The 15,127-nt window shown below is 59.2% G+C and carries 14 protein-coding genes; 5 read left to right on the top strand and 9 right to left on the bottom strand.

Annotation, left to right across the window (positions count from 1 at the left end; genetic code table 11):
* Positions 1–59 precede the first annotated feature (59 nt).
* Positions 60–719: a metal-dependent transcriptional regulator gene (locus tag HW554_RS00880; protein ID WP_176906461.1), complete on the top strand. Its 660-nt coding sequence runs from the start codon at positions 60–62 to the stop codon at positions 717–719.
* Between the two features lie 122 nt (positions 720–841).
* On the top strand, positions 842–2,284 hold the full coding sequence (mnmE, locus tag HW554_RS00885) for a tRNA uridine-5-carboxymethylaminomethyl(34) synthesis GTPase MnmE (protein ID WP_246285022.1): 1,443 nt from the start codon (positions 842–844) through the stop codon (positions 2,282–2,284).
* 11 nt (positions 2,285–2,295) lie between these two features.
* Here mnmE and HW554_RS00890 read toward each other — a convergent pair whose 3' ends face one another.
* The gene (locus HW554_RS00890) at positions 2,296–3,195 is read right to left on the bottom strand and encodes an aldo/keto reductase (protein WP_176906462.1); all 900 of its coding nucleotides are present in this window, start codon (positions 3,193–3,195) and stop codon (positions 2,296–2,298) included.
* A 247-nt stretch (positions 3,196–3,442) separates the two neighbouring features.
* Here HW554_RS00890 and HW554_RS00895 point away from each other — a divergent pair, with 247 nt between their 5' ends.
* Complete coding sequence (locus HW554_RS00895) at positions 3,443–4,738, top strand: citrate synthase (protein WP_176906463.1); 1,296 nt, start codon at positions 3,443–3,445, stop codon at positions 4,736–4,738.
* Between the two features lie 136 nt (positions 4,739–4,874).
* Here HW554_RS00895 and HW554_RS00900 read toward each other — a convergent pair whose 3' ends face one another.
* From HW554_RS00900 to lepA, 7 genes are all read right to left on the bottom strand, one after another.
* Complete coding sequence (locus HW554_RS00900) at positions 4,875–5,201, bottom strand: hypothetical protein (RefSeq protein WP_176906464.1); 327 nt, start codon at positions 5,199–5,201, stop codon at positions 4,875–4,877.
* 214 nt (positions 5,202–5,415) lie between these two features.
* Entirely contained in the window at positions 5,416–5,784 is a 369-nt protein-coding gene (locus HW554_RS00905) for a hypothetical protein (RefSeq protein WP_176898573.1), read from the bottom strand.
* 338 nt (positions 5,785–6,122) lie between these two features.
* On the bottom strand, positions 6,123–8,072 hold the full coding sequence (locus tag HW554_RS00910) for an OmpA family protein (protein ID WP_218134535.1): 1,950 nt from the start codon (positions 8,070–8,072) through the stop codon (positions 6,123–6,125).
* A gap of 26 nt (positions 8,073–8,098) precedes the next feature.
* Positions 8,099–8,680 carry a 7-carboxy-7-deazaguanine synthase QueE gene (locus HW554_RS00915; protein ID WP_176906517.1) on the bottom strand — a complete coding sequence of 194 codons (582 nt, stop codon included), beginning with the start codon at positions 8,678–8,680 and terminating at the stop codon, positions 8,099–8,101.
* A gap of 226 nt (positions 8,681–8,906) precedes the next feature.
* The gene (locus tag HW554_RS00920; RefSeq protein ID WP_176906465.1) at positions 8,907–9,812 is read right to left on the bottom strand and encodes a bifunctional 5,10-methylenetetrahydrofolate dehydrogenase/5,10-methenyltetrahydrofolate cyclohydrolase; all 906 of its coding nucleotides are present in this window, start codon (positions 9,810–9,812) and stop codon (positions 8,907–8,909) included.
* 18 nt (positions 9,813–9,830) lie between these two features.
* Positions 9,831–10,046, bottom strand: a complete 216-nt coding sequence (locus HW554_RS00925) for a hypothetical protein (RefSeq protein WP_176906466.1) — start codon at positions 10,044–10,046, stop codon at positions 9,831–9,833.
* A 99-nt stretch (positions 10,047–10,145) separates the two neighbouring features.
* On the bottom strand, positions 10,146–11,933 hold the full coding sequence (gene lepA / locus HW554_RS00930; RefSeq protein ID WP_176906467.1) for a translation elongation factor 4: 1,788 nt from the start codon (positions 11,931–11,933) through the stop codon (positions 10,146–10,148).
* Between the two features lie 335 nt (positions 11,934–12,268).
* On the opposite strand from lepA, the gene HW554_RS00935 reads away from it, so the two are divergent.
* Together HW554_RS00935 and fdhA are read left to right on the top strand one after the other, a co-directional pair.
* Complete coding sequence (locus HW554_RS00935) at positions 12,269–12,670, top strand: GlcG/HbpS family heme-binding protein (protein WP_176906468.1); 402 nt, start codon at positions 12,269–12,271, stop codon at positions 12,668–12,670.
* Between the two features lie 149 nt (positions 12,671–12,819).
* Positions 12,820–14,052 (top strand): formaldehyde dehydrogenase, glutathione-independent, encoded by a 1,233-nt coding sequence (gene fdhA / locus HW554_RS00940; RefSeq protein WP_176906469.1) that lies wholly within the window; start codon positions 12,820–12,822, stop codon positions 14,050–14,052.
* Positions 14,053–14,299: 247 nt separating this feature from the next.
* On the opposite strand, the gene HW554_RS00945 is transcribed toward fdhA, so the two are convergent.
* Positions 14,300–15,052: a hypothetical protein gene (locus HW554_RS00945; RefSeq protein ID WP_176906470.1), complete on the bottom strand. Its 753-nt coding sequence runs from the start codon at positions 15,050–15,052 to the stop codon at positions 14,300–14,302.
* Positions 15,053–15,127: the final 75 nt, after the last annotated feature.

Consider the following 15,127-nt stretch of genomic DNA (forward strand, 5'->3'; position numbering starts at 1 on the left):
GCAGCGCAACTGGCTTCGCACTTTGGCTTTTTATCTTTGACTTTTGACCTTCAACACGCATGCCGAGCTTCACTGAGGAAAACTATCTGAAAGCCGTTTACAAACTCTCGGAGTTTCAGCCGGGTACGGAAGTGAGCACCAACAGCGTAGCCGAGGAGCTACTTACCCGGCCCGCTTCGGTAACTGATATGCTGCGGCGCCTCGGCGAGAAGGGCCTCGTCAACTACACCCGCTACCGGGGCGTCACGCTCACCGAGGCCGGGCGGCGGGTGGCGCTGGCCACCATCCGCAAGCACCGCTTATGGGAAGTGTTTCTGGTTCAGCACTTCGGATTTCACTGGGATGAAGTGCACGATGTGGCCGAGCAGATGGAGCACATCGACTCCGAGCTGCTGGTGCGCCGCCTCGACGAGTTCCTGGGCTTCCCGCAGCTCGACCCCCACGGCGACCCCATCCCGACGGCCGACGGCGTGTTGCACCGCCCCGAGCACCGCCTGCTGGCCGATCTGCGCCCCGGCGAGCAGGGCCGCGTGGTATCCGTCCGGAACACCTCCGCCCCCTTCCTGCAGTACCTCGACAAGGTGGGTGTGGGCCTAGGCACCCATATTGAAGTACTGGATAAAGCCTTGTTTGATAATTCCCTGGAAATCAAAATAAACCAGGAAGTAGTCAAGCTAATTTCGGCCGAGGTAAGCCGCAACCTGATGCTGACGGATTGACGTTGACAGTCGAAGAACTGTCCTTCTGACGAAGAAGGAATCTAGGGTAAGGACATAGGACGATTCTGTTCAATAACCTGCCCCGGATTCCTCATTCGTCGGAAGGACAGTTCTTCAACTTTATGGCCGAGGCTCCCTGCCGTACCTTTGCGGCCCTATCACACCCAACCGCCGTGGCCGCCAACCTGCCCCTCTCCCTTTCCGATACTATCGTTGCCCTGTCCACGCCGCCCGGCGCCGGGGCCATTGCCCTGGTGCGCCTTTCGGGGCCCCGTGCCATTGCCATCACCGATGAGGTGTTTGCCGGCAAGCGCCTAGCCGAGCAGCCCGGCCACACGCTGCACTACGGAACGCTGCGCGACGACGCGCAGATTCTGGATGAAGTCGTTGTGTCGCTTTACCGCGGCCCCAACTCCTACACCCGCGAAGACGTGGTGGAAATCAGCACCCACGGCTCCGACTACATCGTGCGGCAGGTGCTGGCGCTGCTGCTGCGCCACGGTGCCCGCCTGGCCGAAGCCGGCGAGTTCACCAAGCGCGCCTTTCTGCATGGCGCCCTCGACCTGGCCCAGGCCGAAGCCGTAGCCGACCTGATTGCCGCCGACTCGGCCCTGAGCCACCAGGTGGCGCTGCGCCAGATGCGGGGTGGCTTCTCGCGCGAGCTACGGGAGCTGCGCGGCCAGTTGGTGCATTTCGCAGCGTTACTGGAACTGGAGCTGGATTTTGGGGAAGAAGACGTAGAGTTTGCCGACCGGACCGGGCTCGTAGTGCTACTGCAGGAAGTGCAGGCGCTGGTGCGCCGGCTGCTGCGCTCCTTCGAACTGGGCAACGTCATCAAAAACGGCGTGACCACCGTTATTGCAGGCCGGCCCAACGCTGGCAAAAGTACCCTGCTCAACGCCCTGCTCAACGAAGACCGGGCCATCGTATCGGAGGTAGCCGGCACCACCCGCGACCTGATAGAAGACGAGGTGAGCATCGAGGGTATTCGCTTCCGGTTCGTGGATACGGCTGGCCTGCGCGACACCACCGATGTGGTGGAAGCCCTGGGCGTGGAGCGCACTCGCCAGCGGGTGCAGCAGGCCGCGCTGGTTGTGTATCTGTTTGATCTTTCGACTACTTCAATTACTGAACTTCAAGCGGAAATTGAAGCGCTAAACCTACCTGCTGGTGTGGGCGTGCTGGCCGTGGGCAACAAGCTCGACCTGGCTTCCGAAGCCCAGGCCGCTCCCTTCCGGGCCCGGCCCGATACGCTGCTGCTGGCGGCTGGCCAGGGTGTTGGCATCGAGGAGTTGCGCGCCGCGCTGCTGGCCCGCGTCCGCCTCGACGGCCTCGACCAGACCGGGGCCAGCACCATCGTCACCAACCTGCGCCACGCCCGCAGCCTGGAGCAGGCCGACCGCCACCTCGACGCCGTACTGGTGGGCCTGAGTACCGGCGGCGGCACCGAGCTGCTGGCCGCCGACCTGCGCCATGCCCTGGGGGCGCTGGGCCAGATAACCGGCGAAATCAGCTCCGACGACCTGCTCACCAGCATCTTCACCCAGTTCTGCATCGGCAAGTAGGAGCTGCGGGCCTAGCGGTGCTCCTGATACGTGTTGGCCGGCGCGGCCTGCAGCAGCTCTTGGCGGGCATCGGGCGGCAGCGGCGCACTACGGGCCAGTTGCAACGCCTCGGCTAGTTGCGCCTCGTTCCGGATGCCGAGTATGGCGGCCGTTACACCTGGCGTATCGAGCACGAAGCGCCCGGCCACCTCGGCGGGCGGGCGCTGCAGGCGCTTTGCCACAGCGGCCACGGCAGCAGCTACCGCCTGAACGGTCCCGGCCGGATGGCCCAGGTACTCGCGGGCAGGCTTGCCGGCCAGCAGGCCTTGGGCCAGCGCCCCACGGGCCAGCACACCTACCCCATGGGCATCCAGTTGAGGCAGCACGGCTTCCAGGGGGCGCTGATCGAGCAGGCTTAGCTGCAGCATTATGCTACTGAGGCCGGTTTCGGGCACGTAGCGCCGGATGACGTTGGGCCGGATGGAGGAAATACCGTAGTGCCGGATTTTACCCTGCTCCCGCAGCCTCTCGAAGGCTTCGACTACCTCATCAAGCGGGTCGTCAATAGTGCCACCATGCAATTGGTACAGGTCGAGGTAGTCGGTTTGAAGGCGACGCAGGCTGGCCTCGGCAGCCTGGCGGATGTAGGCACCCGAGGGGTTCCAGTCCCAGCCCTGGCCATCGGGCCGCCGCTGGTTGCCTACTTTGGTGGCCAGTACCACCTGGGTGCGGCAGTGGCGGAAGGCAGCCCCCAAAAGCTCCTCATTACGGCCGTGCTCATACAGGTCGGCCGTATCGAAAAGGGTGATGCCGCCGGCCCGCGCCGCATCAAGTAAGCGGCGGTCGGCAGCCACATCAGCCCCCAACGACATACCGCCGAAACCCAGGCGGCTCACTTGCAAATCGGTAGTATCCAGGTAAGCGTAATGCATAGCGTGCGGAAGTAGATAGATGGCGCAGTTTGGGCGTCATGCTGCGAAAAAAAGGCCAGACAAGTCGTAAAAAAACGGGCTTTATATCGCACTTAAGCGCCTCACGGCGTTTCTTTGCGTCAGGTGAAATGGCAAACAACCGCCCTACCCGGTTTGTACTATAGCCAGTAACCACCGGTCGGGTTGCCCGCTTGCCGGTTATTATCTTTAAATTCGCCCTGTACCCCCACTTTTCAACCTACGCTTTATGGCAGAATCTGCTGAACTGACGCTCAACGGGCAGTCGTACACACTCCCCGTAATTGAAGGCACTGAGCACGAGAAGGCCTTCGACATCAGCAAGCTCCGCGACCAAACGGGCTACGTAACCATCGACCCCGGCTACAAGAACACGGGAGCCTGCAAAAGCGCCATCACCTTCCTCGACGGCGAAGAAGGCATCCTGCGCTACCGCGGCTATCCAATTGAGCAGCTGGCCGAGAACTCCACTTTCATCGAAGTTGCTTACCTGCTGATTTACGGTAAGCTGCCTACCCGGGCCGAGCTCGATACATTCAGCGAGAAAATCACGCAGCACACGCTGGTGCACGAAGACGTGCGTAAGATTTTCGACGGCTTCCCTTCGGCGGCCCACCCGATGGCCATCCTGAGCTCCCTTATCTGCTCGCTTACCGCTTTCTACCCCGAAAGCGTTTCGCCCGACCTGAGCAAGGAGGAAACCGACCTGAATGTTATCCGGTTGATGGCCAAGATTTCGACCATCGCGGCCTGGACCTACAAGAACAACATGGGTCACCCGCTCAACTACCCGCGCAACGACCTCGACTATTGCTCCAACTTCCTCTACATGATGTTCAGCTTCCCCACGGAGAAGTATGAAATCAACCCCGTGGTAGTAAAGGCCCTCAACAAGCTGCTCATCCTGCACGCCGACCACGAGCAGAACTGCTCCACCTCGACGGTACGCCTCGTAGGTTCGGCCAATGCCTCGCTATACGGCTCGGTTTCGGCTGGCATCAACGCCCTGTGGGGTCCGCTGCACGGCGGTGCCAACCAGGAAGTGGTGGAGATGCTCGAAAGCATTGAGCGCGACGGTGGCGACACCCAGAAGTGGATTGACAAAGCCAAGGACAAGGACGATTCGTTCCGCCTGATGGGCTTCGGCCACCGGGTGTACAAGAACTTCGACCCCCGCGCCACCATCATTAAGAAGGCCGCCGACGACGTGCTCAAGGCCCTGGGCCTCGAAGCCAGCCCCCTACTCAAGATTGCCAAGGAGTTGGAGCAGGCTGCCCTCACCGATGAGTACTTCGTACAGCGCAAGCTTTACCCGAACGTAGACTTCTACTCGGGTATTATCTACAAGGCCATTGGCATCCCTACCGAGATGTTCACGGTGATGTTCGCTCTGGGCCGCCTGCCCGGCTGGATTGCCCAGTGGAAAGAGATGCGCACCAACAAGGAGCCCATCGGCCGCCCCCGCCAGATTTACGTGGGCGAAACCGAGCGCGACTACGTGGCCATCGACCAGCGTAACGCCTAAGCTACAGTGTTGCAGGCCGGCCCAGCCGGTTTGCAATGCCTGTACTATCGCAATAAAAAAGCCCGCATATGCGGGCTTTTTTATTTTCAATCAATTCGAGTGTTACCTAAAGCAACACCTGATAATAAGCTGTCAATCAACGAATATTGACGGCTGTGAATTCGGATTTAAGACCATCGTAGACGGCGAGTTGCTTGGGTTGCAGCAAGGCTGCTACATCCCATTCGTAGCGCTGTAGCAAGTCGGATAGCGCTTGGTCGAGGTTTGCAGGCTCGGCCTTAAGCTGGTTACGTAGCGCGGCCATCTCGGAGAGCAGCCCCACGTTGAGGCGGCGGAGCTTGATGTACTGGCCTTCGCTGAGCTGAGTGCGCTCAGCAATGCGCCAGGTCATGGCCGTAGCCCGCTCGCCCATCGTTGTCCCCCCGCCATCGGCCTGGGCCGCAGTAGGAGTTCCAGAGGACATGAGTAGTACCAGACCGAGTAGAGTAAGCACGTTTTTCATAGTTGTAGGAGGTTTGGTGGAAAAATCAGCACCCATCCAACTTCACTGTCCAAAATTGTCTTATCAAGATACTAAACAAATATGACATAAGCAATATTTGTTTTATTTCGGATGCTGTTGTCAGCTTAGCCCACGGCCCAACTCCAGGGAGTCGAGCCGTGGCAGCTCAAACTTACTATTTCGACAGCGTACCCATAGCTGTCATGCTGGCGCGGTGCTGGTCGAACAAAGACCGTTGGGCGGGCCGCAGCATATCAAGCAGGGCCATTTCGTAGTAGAGCTGGGCATCGGCCAGGCGCTGGTCGAGCATTGGCTGCTCAGCGGCGAAACGGGACTTCAACTCCTCCTGCTCGCTCAACATACGGATGTTGAGTTGCTTGAGCCGCAGGTACTGGCCTTCATCGAGCCGGATACGGTCGGAAATGGCGCGGGTGAGGGCCGTAGCACGGGCCGTAATGCTGGTGGGGTTGTCGGCGCGCGAAGCGGCCAGGATAACACCTGGAGCGGCAATAAGCAGGCAAACGAAAAGTGCAACTTTCTTCATGGTAAAAAGGGAGAAAGGGTTGGAAGATGAATGATTAGGGCTGTTAGTAGCGGCCTGTATCCTATTAAGGGGTGATACCACTACTCCCGCAAGCGCCGTTTGCTTTGTGGGAATAATCAAATGTACACCGAATTATTAAACTATAAAATGTTTTTTTATCACTATTCTGATCAATAGCTTTTATGAATATTGGTTAAATATCTCATTATCAGATTAATGATCGTACTATAAAAAAGAAAAACTCCAATCAAAAAAAGTGCAATTACTCGCGTAATTATCCTTTTTTTGATTGGAGTCGGGGGCAAAAACGGCTGGCGGTGGCCAGTTGCGCGGGCCTGCTACAGAATCCGTAGCTCGATGCGGCGGTTCTGCTGGCGGTTTTCTTCGGAGTCGTTGGGAGCCAGCGGCCGGGCCTCGCCGTAGCCTTTGTAGCGCAGGCGGGCCGCCTCAACGCCCTGGCTCAGCAAGTAGCGGTAGACTGATTTGGCCCGGTTCTGCGACAGCACCAGGTTGTCATCATCGGAGCCCACATCATCGGTGTGGCCCGATACTTCTACCTGAATGGTAGGGTACTGCTTCATGAAGCTCACCAGCCGCTTGAGCTCGGTGCGCGACTTGGGCTTAAGCTCGTACTGGCTCACATCAAAGAACAGATTGTTGAGCACTATGCTGCGCCCCGCACCCACCGGATCGAGGTAGAGGTCGAGGGTGAGCGGGTTGAAGCTGCGGCGGCTGCTGTAATCGAAGCTCAGGCTACGGAGCAGGTATTTGTCGGCGGCGGCGTACATGGCGTACTGGCGGCCCTCGTTGAGCACCACGGTATAATCGCCGGTTTCGGCATCGGAGTTCACGTACTGCACCAACTCGTTGGTATTGAGGTCGTAGAGCTGCACGTCGGCGGCAATGGGCTTTTTGGTCACGGCATCGAACACCCGGCCCTGGGCGTACGTGCTGGTTTCGCGGGCACGAATGCTGGCAGGCGTCTCAAACGAGTACAGCTCTACCGGCTGGTCGCGCTGGCGCTTCACGCCCGGCTCGGCCGTACGCCAACGCGAACAGAAGCCCCGGCGGTTGTCGGAGCTGATAAATAGCGACGCTTCGTTCTCAAACGTATTGAGCGGGTAGCCCAGGTTGCGGGGCGCGTCCCATTTACCATCGGACGACAGTTCGCAGCGGTAAATGTCGAGCCCGCCCATGCCTACCAGTCCGTCGGTTACATAGTAGAGCGTAGTGCCGCTGGCATGGATGAACGGGGCCATGTCTTTGCCGGGCGTGTTCACGGGTGTGCCCAGGTTGCGGGCAGGCGTCCAGTTACCCTGCTCGTCGAGCGTTGTTATATAGACATCCTCCTGGCCCTGCCCGCCGCGCCGGGTGCTGGTGAAATACAGTGTGCGGCCATCGGCCGAAAGCGTGGGCTGCGAGTCCCATTCGGGCGAGTTTACGTTGCGGCCCAGGTTTTCGGGCTTGCTCCAGGCATTGCCGGTGCGCCGCGAGATGTACAGGTCGCAGTTGCCCACCGAGTTGGCCCGGTCGCAGGAAGCAAACACCAGGGTTTTGCCGTCGCCGGAAATAGCCCCGGCCCCCTCGTTGAACGAGGTATTGATGGCCGGCGAGATAGAGGCCGGCTCGCCCATGGTACCATCGGGGTTCTGGCGGCTCACATACAGGTTTTCGTCGCTGGCAGCCGTGGGGCGGCCGGTAAAAAGCAGAAAGCGGCTGTCGGCCGTGAGTACCGGGAAGTACTGAAACCGGTAGGTATTGAGCGGCTCGGGCAGCCGGGTTGGCTCGGGTCCGGTGGGTGCGGCTATGGCCTCGGCAGCAAACGCGCAGTTGAGCAGCTGGCGCTTGGCCTGCGGAATGTTGCGCTGGCCTTTAGGAGCCGTTTTAATAAACTTCGGGTACGCATCGGCCGCCGTGGTGTAGTCGCCGAAGCTCATGGCCAGCTCGCCCAGCATAAAGTAGTCGTTGCTCCGGGCCGCATCGACGGGCAGCTTGGGCAGGCCCGTCCGGTAGGCCTCGAAAGCCGCCTGGTTTTCGCCCATAGCCTTGAGCAAGGAGCCCCGCAGCAGGTACGGCTCCCCCAGCGACGGGAATTTCTGCGTGAGCTGGTCGAGCGTTTCGAGGGCCTTGGTGAAGTCGCGGCCCTTGGCCTGCGCCTGCGCTTTATCCCACAGCCCACGGGCCTTGGTATTGGAAGAGCTAAGCTGCGCCTGAGCAGCTGCCGGCCGCGGCGAAAGGCTACCAGCGGTTAGTAGCAGCACCAACGGCACGAAAAGCGAACGACGCATACAGAACGGGCTAAAAGGTGAAGACGCTAGGGAATATCGAGGTACTTATGGGTCTGCAAGGACACCTGCCAGCGCGGGTTAGCCTTCACGTACTCCACAATAAGCGGGGTCATGCGGTCGGCCTTACTCCACTCGGGCTGCAGGTAAAGGCGGCACTCGGGCCCTACCTGTGCGGCATGCTCTTCGGCCCAGGCAAAGTCGCTTTTATTGAACACCACAATTTTCAGCTCGTGTGCCGCGGCCAGCACCGCAGGCAGCGGCGCCTTGAACTTCTTAGGCGATACGCAAATCCAGTTCCAGTTTCCGCTGAGTGGGTAGGCGCCGCTGGTTTCAATCCAGGTTTGGCAGCCGGCCTGCTGCAACGCGGCCGTAAGCGGGCCCAACTCGTGCATAAGCGGCTCGCCCCCGGTTACCACCACATTGCGGCCCGGATGCGCCGTTACAGCCATTACCAGGTCGGTAAGGGCGTGGCGCGGGTGGGCATCCAGGGGCCACGACTCCTTCACATCGCACCATACGCAGCCCACGTCGCAGCCACCGAGGCGGATGAAGTAGGCAGCGCGGCCGGTGTTGTAGCCTTCGCCCTGAATGGTATAAAATTGCTCCATCACGGGCAGCGAAGTGCCGGCCGGCGTAGCTGGAGTAAGCGGAAGTTGGTGTAGCAAAATGGGTAACCTTCTGAAAAAAAACAAGTCGGGCCGCCGGGAAATCCAACTACCGCAGTAATTGGTGCTTTTCCCGGCAGACCGACTTTAAAAGTACTACAACGTGCCTGATTCTGAAAGCCCGGGCAAGACTAATTGGACTTTAGAGTTTTACATGCCCGGTCCTCGACTAATACACCTCCCCTTTTGCGGCTCGCAGCGTGTTCAGCAGTAGCATGGCGATGGTCATGGGGCCAACGCCACCGGGTACAGGCGTGATATAAGAGGCCAACGGGGCGACCTGCTCGAAGTTCACATCGCCCTTCAGCGCCCAGCCAGCCTTCCGACTGGCGTCCTCTACCCTGGTTGTGCCCACGTCAATCACTACTGCGCCGGGCTTTACCATGTCGGCCGTTACAAAGCCGGGGCGGCCCAGGGCAGCTACCAGAATATCAGCCGTGCGGGCTATTTCGGGCAGGTTCTGGGTACGCGAGTGGCATAAAGTAACGGTGCAGTTGCCGGGCTCCAGGTTCTTGGCCAGCAAGATGCTAACCGGTGTGCCCACGATGTTGGAGCGGCCGATAACCACGCAGTGTTTACCGTCGGTGGGCAACTCGTAGCGGCGCAGCAGCTCCACAATACCCGAGGGCGTGGCCGGTAGCAATGCCGGCAACCCGGCCACCATCCGCCCGATATTCATCGGGTGGAAGCCATCCACGTCCTTCTCAGGACGCACGGCCTCAATCACCTTGTTGGTGTCGATGTGGGAAGGTAGCGGCAGCTGCACAATGAAGCCGTCGATTTGCGGGTCCTCGTTCAGCTCGGCCACCTTGGCCAGCAGCTCGGCCTCCGTGATGCTGTCTTCGTAGCGGAGCAGCGTGCTCTCGAAACCGACCCGCTCGCAGGCCAGCACCTTGTTGCGCACGTAGGTTTCCGAGCCGCCGTCGTGGCCCACCAGAATGGCGGCCAGGTGAGGGGTTTTGTGGCCGGCCGCCTTACGGGCAGCAACTTCGGCCGCAATTTCAACTTTGATGTCCTCGGCGGTTTGCTTGCCGTCGATGAGGCGGTAGGTTGTGGCGTCGGGGGCGGTCGTCATGCAGCAGGCAGGGGTTGGTTAGGCAGAAGGCTTATCAACAGCAGTGGCAGCCGGCGAAGATTCGGCGGCAACCGACGCTTCATAAGCCGTAATGGCTTCGGCACCGGCGGCGAGCAGGGCTTTTTCCATCACCGGCCAGTCGTCGCGCCAGCGAAATTTACGCTCCTGGCCCCGGCGGATTTTCTCCAGCTGGTCGTAGCTGCGACAATTCTTTACGAGGTGATGATCAGACATGGTATGAGGGAAAGCAACACACGCCCGGTTAAGAAGTGCATCAGGTGAAAATGATTGTGTACGCAAAAAAACGCGCCTGTGGCAGGCGCGTTTCACTTATCAGTCAAGCTTCAGAACGGCCAGGAAGGCCTCTTGTGGTATCTCAACGGAGCCAACCTGACGCATGCGCTTCTTGCCTTCCTTCTGCTTTTCGAGCAGCTTACGCTTGCGGCTGATGTCGCCACCGTAGCACTTGGCAATTACGTTTTTGCGCAGGGCTTTCACCGTTTCGCGGGATATGATTTTCTGGCCAATACTGGCCTGGATGGCAATTTCGAATTGCTGGCGGGGCAGCAGCTCGCGCAGTTTTTCGCACAGGCGGCGGCCCCACTCGTAGCTCTTACTGCGGTGTACAATAGCCGACAGCGCATCGACCTTCTCGCCGTTGAGCATGATGTCGAGCTTCACCATGTCCGACTCGCGGAAGCCGATCAGCTCGTAGTCGAGCGAGGCGTAGCCGCGGCTGATGGTTTTGAGCTTGTCGAAGAAGTCGAACACGATTTCCGACAGCGGCAGCTCAAACGTCATTTCCACCCGCTCGGAAGTCAGGTAGCTCTGGCCTTTGATAACGCCGCGCTTTTCCATGCACAGCGTGATGATGGGACCCACGTAATCGGCGGCCGTGATGATCTGGGCCTTGATGAAGGGCTCCTCGATGTACTTGATCATGTTCGGCTCGGGCATTTCGCTCGGCGCGTTGATGGTCAGCAGCTGGTCTTTGGTGCCGGTTGCGTGGAACTGCACGCTGGGCACGGTGGTAATCACTGTCATGTTGAACTCGCGCTCCAAGCGCTCCTGCACGATTTCCATGTGCAGCATGCCCAGGAAACCGCACCGGAAGCCGAAGCCCAGGGCCACCGACGTTTCGGGCTCCCAGACCAGCGAAGCGTCGTTGAGCTGGAGCTTTTCCATGCACGAGCGCAGCTCTTCGTACTCGGTGGTATCGACGGGGTAAATACCGGCGAAAACCATCGGCTTCACATCGGCAAAGCCTTTAATGGCTTCCTTAGTGGGGTTGGCGACGTGGGTAATCGTGTCGCCCACTTTCACTTCGCGGGCTTCTTTGATGCCCGAGATGAGGTAGCCCACGTTGCCGGCGCCCATTTCCTGGCGGGGTTCCTGGTTGAGGCCCAAAATGCCAATTTCATCGGCCCCGTACTCCTTGCCGGTGGCCATAAAGCGGAGCTTGTCGCCCTTGCGCATGGTGCCGTTCTTGATGCGGAACAGTACCTCAATACCGCGGTAGGAGTTGAAAACAGAGTCGAAAATAAGGGCTTGGAGCGGGGCTTCGGGGTCGCCTTTGGGAGCCGGCACCCGCTCGATGATGGCGTTGAGGATGCCTTCGATGCCGAGGCCGGTTTTGCCGGAAGCGTGCAGGATGTCTTCGTACTCGCAGCCGATGAGGTCCACGATTTCGTCGCTCACCTCCTCGGGCATCGCGTGGGGCAGGTCGATTTTGTTGAGGACGGGGATAATTTCCAGGTCGGCCCCGATGGCGAGGTAGAGGTTGGAAATTGTCTGGGCCTCGATGCCCTGAGAGGCATCCACGATGAGCAGTGCGCCTTCGCAGGCGGCAATGCTGCGGCTTACTTCGTAGCTGAAATCGACGTGGCCGGGGGTGTCAATCAGGTTGAGCGTGTAGATTTCCCCTTTGTAGGGATACTGCATCTGAATGGCGTGGCTCTTGATAGTGATGCCTCGCTCCCGCTCCAGATCCATATTGTCGAGCAGCTGAGCCTGCATGTCGCGCTTGGCCACGGTGCTCGTGAATTCGAGCAGGCGGTCGGCGAGCGTGCTTTTGCCGTGGTCGATGTGGGCAATGATGCAGAAATTGCGGATGTTCTTCACAGAGGGCAGTTTTTTCTAGGTTCAAAGGTACGCAACACCGCCCGGATATGCTACCCGGCCGCAGCTGCAACAGGCTCTACGCACAGTTCGGCCGGTACGTAGAGCCTGTTTTCCCCGTTTAATTTCAGTTCTTCAGCACCTGCGCACACCTATCCTGCTTTGCAGCAGGCGTGCATAGGCCTCGGCCATTACGCTTCAGTTGCTCCCCTCAATTTGGTTTGATGATGGCCGTCGCTGAACACGACGAACGGCCCGGCCGCCGCTAACTCCGGGTAAACCAATCCGTCCTTCTGTGCTTATACCTGCGTACAACCTCACTCACCAAAACCGTTCTCATGAGCTCTATTAACCTCCAACAAGCCCAGCAGATTATTGAAGCCGCCCGCCAGAAGTCGCAGGAAATGGGCGTAAAAATGAACATTGCCGTGGTCGATGCCGGAGCCAACCTCGTGGCGTTTGCACGCATGGATGGGGCATGGCTCGGCTCGCTCGACATCTCCATCAAGAAAGCCAAAACGGCCCGCTTCTTCGATATGCCCACCGGCGACATTGGTGGCCTGTCGCAGCCCGGCGGCTCGCTCTTCGGCATTGAGCACTCCAACAGCGGCCTCATTACGTTCCCCGGCGGCATTCCGCTCAAGCAGGGCGATGAAATCGTGGGCGCCATTGGCGTGTCGGGCGACTCAGTAGAGAACGACCACATCGTGGCCGAAGCCGGCATGAAGGCGCTGAAGTAGCCGGTTGCGGCCGGCCCGCCTTGGTGCCGCCGCAAACCTTACGACTCCAATCGTCCTTGTATTGAAACACCAAACGGCGGTCTTCCTTTATGGTGAAGGCTGCCGTTTGGCGTTTCGCACTTTATCTACCACTCCCAAAACCCACTAGTATGGCTAACAACAGAGGCGTAGTTTATCTGGAACCCGGCAAAGTAGCCGTTCAGGATATCGACTTTCCGGAGCTGAAAAATCCGAAAGGCAAGAAAATCACGCACGGCGTGATTCTTAAAGTAGTATCGACCAATATCTGCGGCTCGGACCAGCACATGGTGCGCGGCCGGACCACGGCGCCGGCCGGCCTGATATTGGGCCACGAGATAACCGGCGAAGTGATTGAAGCGGGCGCCGATGTGGAGTTCCTCAAGAAAGGCGACCTGGTATCGGTGCCGTTTAATGTGGCCTGCGGCCGCTGCCGCACCTGCAAAGAGATGAAAACCGGCATCTGTTTGAGCGTGAACGAGGGCCGCGCCGGTGGCGCCTACGGCTACGTGGACATGGGCGGTTGGATTGGCGGGCAGGCCGAATATGTGATGGTGCCCTACGCTGATTTCAACCTGCTCCGGTTCCCGAACAAGGACCAGGCGATGGAGAAAATACGCGACCTAACCATGCTGAGCGACATTTTCCCGACGGGTTTCCACGGGGCGGTGAAGGCCGGCGTGGGCCCGGGCACCACCGTGTACATTGCCGGCGCCGGCCCGGTGGGGCTGGCCGCGGCGGCTTCGGCCCAGCTGCTGGGCGCGGCCGTGGTAATTGTGGGCGACATGAACAAGGCCCGCCTCGCGCACGCCCGCTCGTTCGGCTGCGAAACCGTGGACCTGACGCTCGACGCGACCCTGACCGAGCAGATTACCCAGATTCTAGGCGTGCCGGAAATCGACTGCGCCGTTGACTGCGTGGGTTTCGAGGCCAGCGGCCACGGCACCGACTCGAAGAAGGAAGTGCCGGCGGCCGTGCTCAACTCGCTTATGGAAATAACCCGCGCCGGGGGCTCCATCGGCATCCCCGGCCTCTACGTAACCGAAGACCCAGGTGCTGAGGATAAGGCGGCTCAGAAAGGCAGCCTCTCCATCCGGTTCGGGCTGGGCTGGGCTAAAAGCCACTCGTTCCATACGGGCCAGACGCCCGTAATGAGCTACAACCGCCAGCTCATGCAGGCCATTCTGTACGACAAGGTGCAGATTGCCAAGGCCGTAAATGTGGAGGTCATCAGCCTCGACGATGCGCCCCGCGGCTACGAGGAGTTCGACAGCGGCGTGGCCAAGAAGTTCGTTATCAACCCCCACAACCTGATTCCGGACGTGAAGCCCAAGGCTAAAACGAAGGAGCCGGTGGAGGCGTAAGCGCTGTTTGGTTTACATGGAAATGCTCCGGCGGATTCGTCGGGGCATTTTTTTGTGTCTTTAGAGTTCACAGAGAGGAGCCGCTAGCCTGTAGCGCGAAGCTCCAGCTTCGCGTATCGTTGCTGACTATAGAACCACCTGTAAGCGTGCTGCGAAACGCGAAGCCGGAGCTTCGCGCTACATCTCAAGTGCGTAAGCGCTGGCTACTACACTGCTTCGGCAGCGTCTTCTGCAGCCATAGCTGTTATTACCGTTCGTTGAATGCTCGCATATATCCTGCCCGCAGAACAAGCATTAGGTAGAAGAACAGCAGCGCAGCGGGAATCGTCAGATGGTCGCCATCGATAACAGTGAATATAGTATAAAGGGCAGTAAACATGAGTGGTAAGAACAGCACCGCATCGATCAGCACGGTCGGCCAAGAGTTGTATTCGGGCTTCTCAAACAGTAGTGCGGGCAGGCGCGCCGGCCACAAAGCGAGCAGAAATACCGCATTGCTGGCGAGCCAGCCTCCAAACAAGGCTATCTGCCCATACATCAGTGGAATGGCAGTAGTATCGGCCATGGGCCGGAAGTCGCCGCGCAGGCTCCGGTAATGGTAGTACCAGTAAAGGGCGGCAAACAACAAAGCCCAGCCGGCGTTCAGCCAGATAACAAACGCACTTTCACCAACGGTTTTTATCCGCCGGAAACGTGTCCAGGTTTGTACCCGGTTGGCGCGTAGAAACAACAGAATCGTGAGGCTGCTGATAGCTACGCCAGAGCCGAAATCGAGCCAGGAGTTGCGGCTGGTGCGCCAAGCTTCTTCGGTTGCGTAGTAGGCTTTTCGGGCTTCTGCTGCATTACCTGAACTGTACTCCGGCTGCAGGGCGTACAAGTCATTGGCACTCTTGCCGGGTATGAAGGCCGGCATAAAAAACCCCATCAGCCAAGCAAGTAATCCGAGCAGTAGTAAGCTTGCGCATATCGTCTGCAAATTCCGGGTCATTCGTTTCGGCATGGCGTAAAACTACCGTGTTTGAGTAAATGCCGACCTGCTACTTTTGCGCATTACCTCCGGTTTCGGGCGCTTGCA

This window comes from Hymenobacter lapidiphilus (genome assembly GCF_013377885.1).
Taxonomy (GTDB): Bacteria; Bacteroidota; Bacteroidia; order Cytophagales; family Hymenobacteraceae; genus Hymenobacter; species Hymenobacter lapidiphilus.

Excerpts from the sequence above, each read along its gene's own strand:
- HW554_RS00880 (WP_176906461.1), top strand. The coding sequence starts at position 60 with ATGCCGAGCTTCACTGAGGAAAACTATCTGAAAGCCGTTTACAAACTC.
- mnmE (WP_246285022.1), top strand. The coding sequence starts at position 842 with ATGGCCGAGGCTCCCTGCCGTACCTTTGCGGCCCTATCACACCCAACC.
- HW554_RS00890 (WP_176906462.1), bottom strand. The coding sequence starts at position 3,195 with ATGCATTACGCTTACCTGGATACTACCGATTTGCAAGTGAGCCGCCTG.
- HW554_RS00895 (WP_176906463.1), top strand. The coding sequence starts at position 3,443 with ATGGCAGAATCTGCTGAACTGACGCTCAACGGGCAGTCGTACACACTC.
- HW554_RS00900 (WP_176906464.1), bottom strand. The coding sequence starts at position 5,201 with ATGTCCTCTGGAACTCCTACTGCGGCCCAGGCCGATGGCGGGGGGACA.
- HW554_RS00905 (WP_176898573.1), bottom strand. The coding sequence starts at position 5,784 with ATGAAGAAAGTTGCACTTTTCGTTTGCCTGCTTATTGCCGCTCCAGGT.
- HW554_RS00910 (WP_218134535.1), bottom strand. The coding sequence starts at position 8,072 with ATGCGTCGTTCGCTTTTCGTGCCGTTGGTGCTGCTACTAACCGCTGGT.
- HW554_RS00915 (WP_176906517.1), bottom strand. The coding sequence starts at position 8,680 with ATGGAGCAATTTTATACCATTCAGGGCGAAGGCTACAACACCGGCCGC.
- HW554_RS00920 (WP_176906465.1), bottom strand. The coding sequence starts at position 9,812 with ATGACGACCGCCCCCGACGCCACAACCTACCGCCTCATCGACGGCAAG.
- HW554_RS00925 (WP_176906466.1), bottom strand. The coding sequence starts at position 10,046 with ATGTCTGATCATCACCTCGTAAAGAATTGTCGCAGCTACGACCAGCTG.
- HW554_RS00935 (WP_176906468.1), top strand. The coding sequence starts at position 12,269 with ATGAGCTCTATTAACCTCCAACAAGCCCAGCAGATTATTGAAGCCGCC.
- fdhA (WP_176906469.1), top strand. The coding sequence starts at position 12,820 with ATGGCTAACAACAGAGGCGTAGTTTATCTGGAACCCGGCAAAGTAGCC.
- HW554_RS00945 (WP_176906470.1), bottom strand. The coding sequence starts at position 15,052 with ATGCCGAAACGAATGACCCGGAATTTGCAGACGATATGCGCAAGCTTA.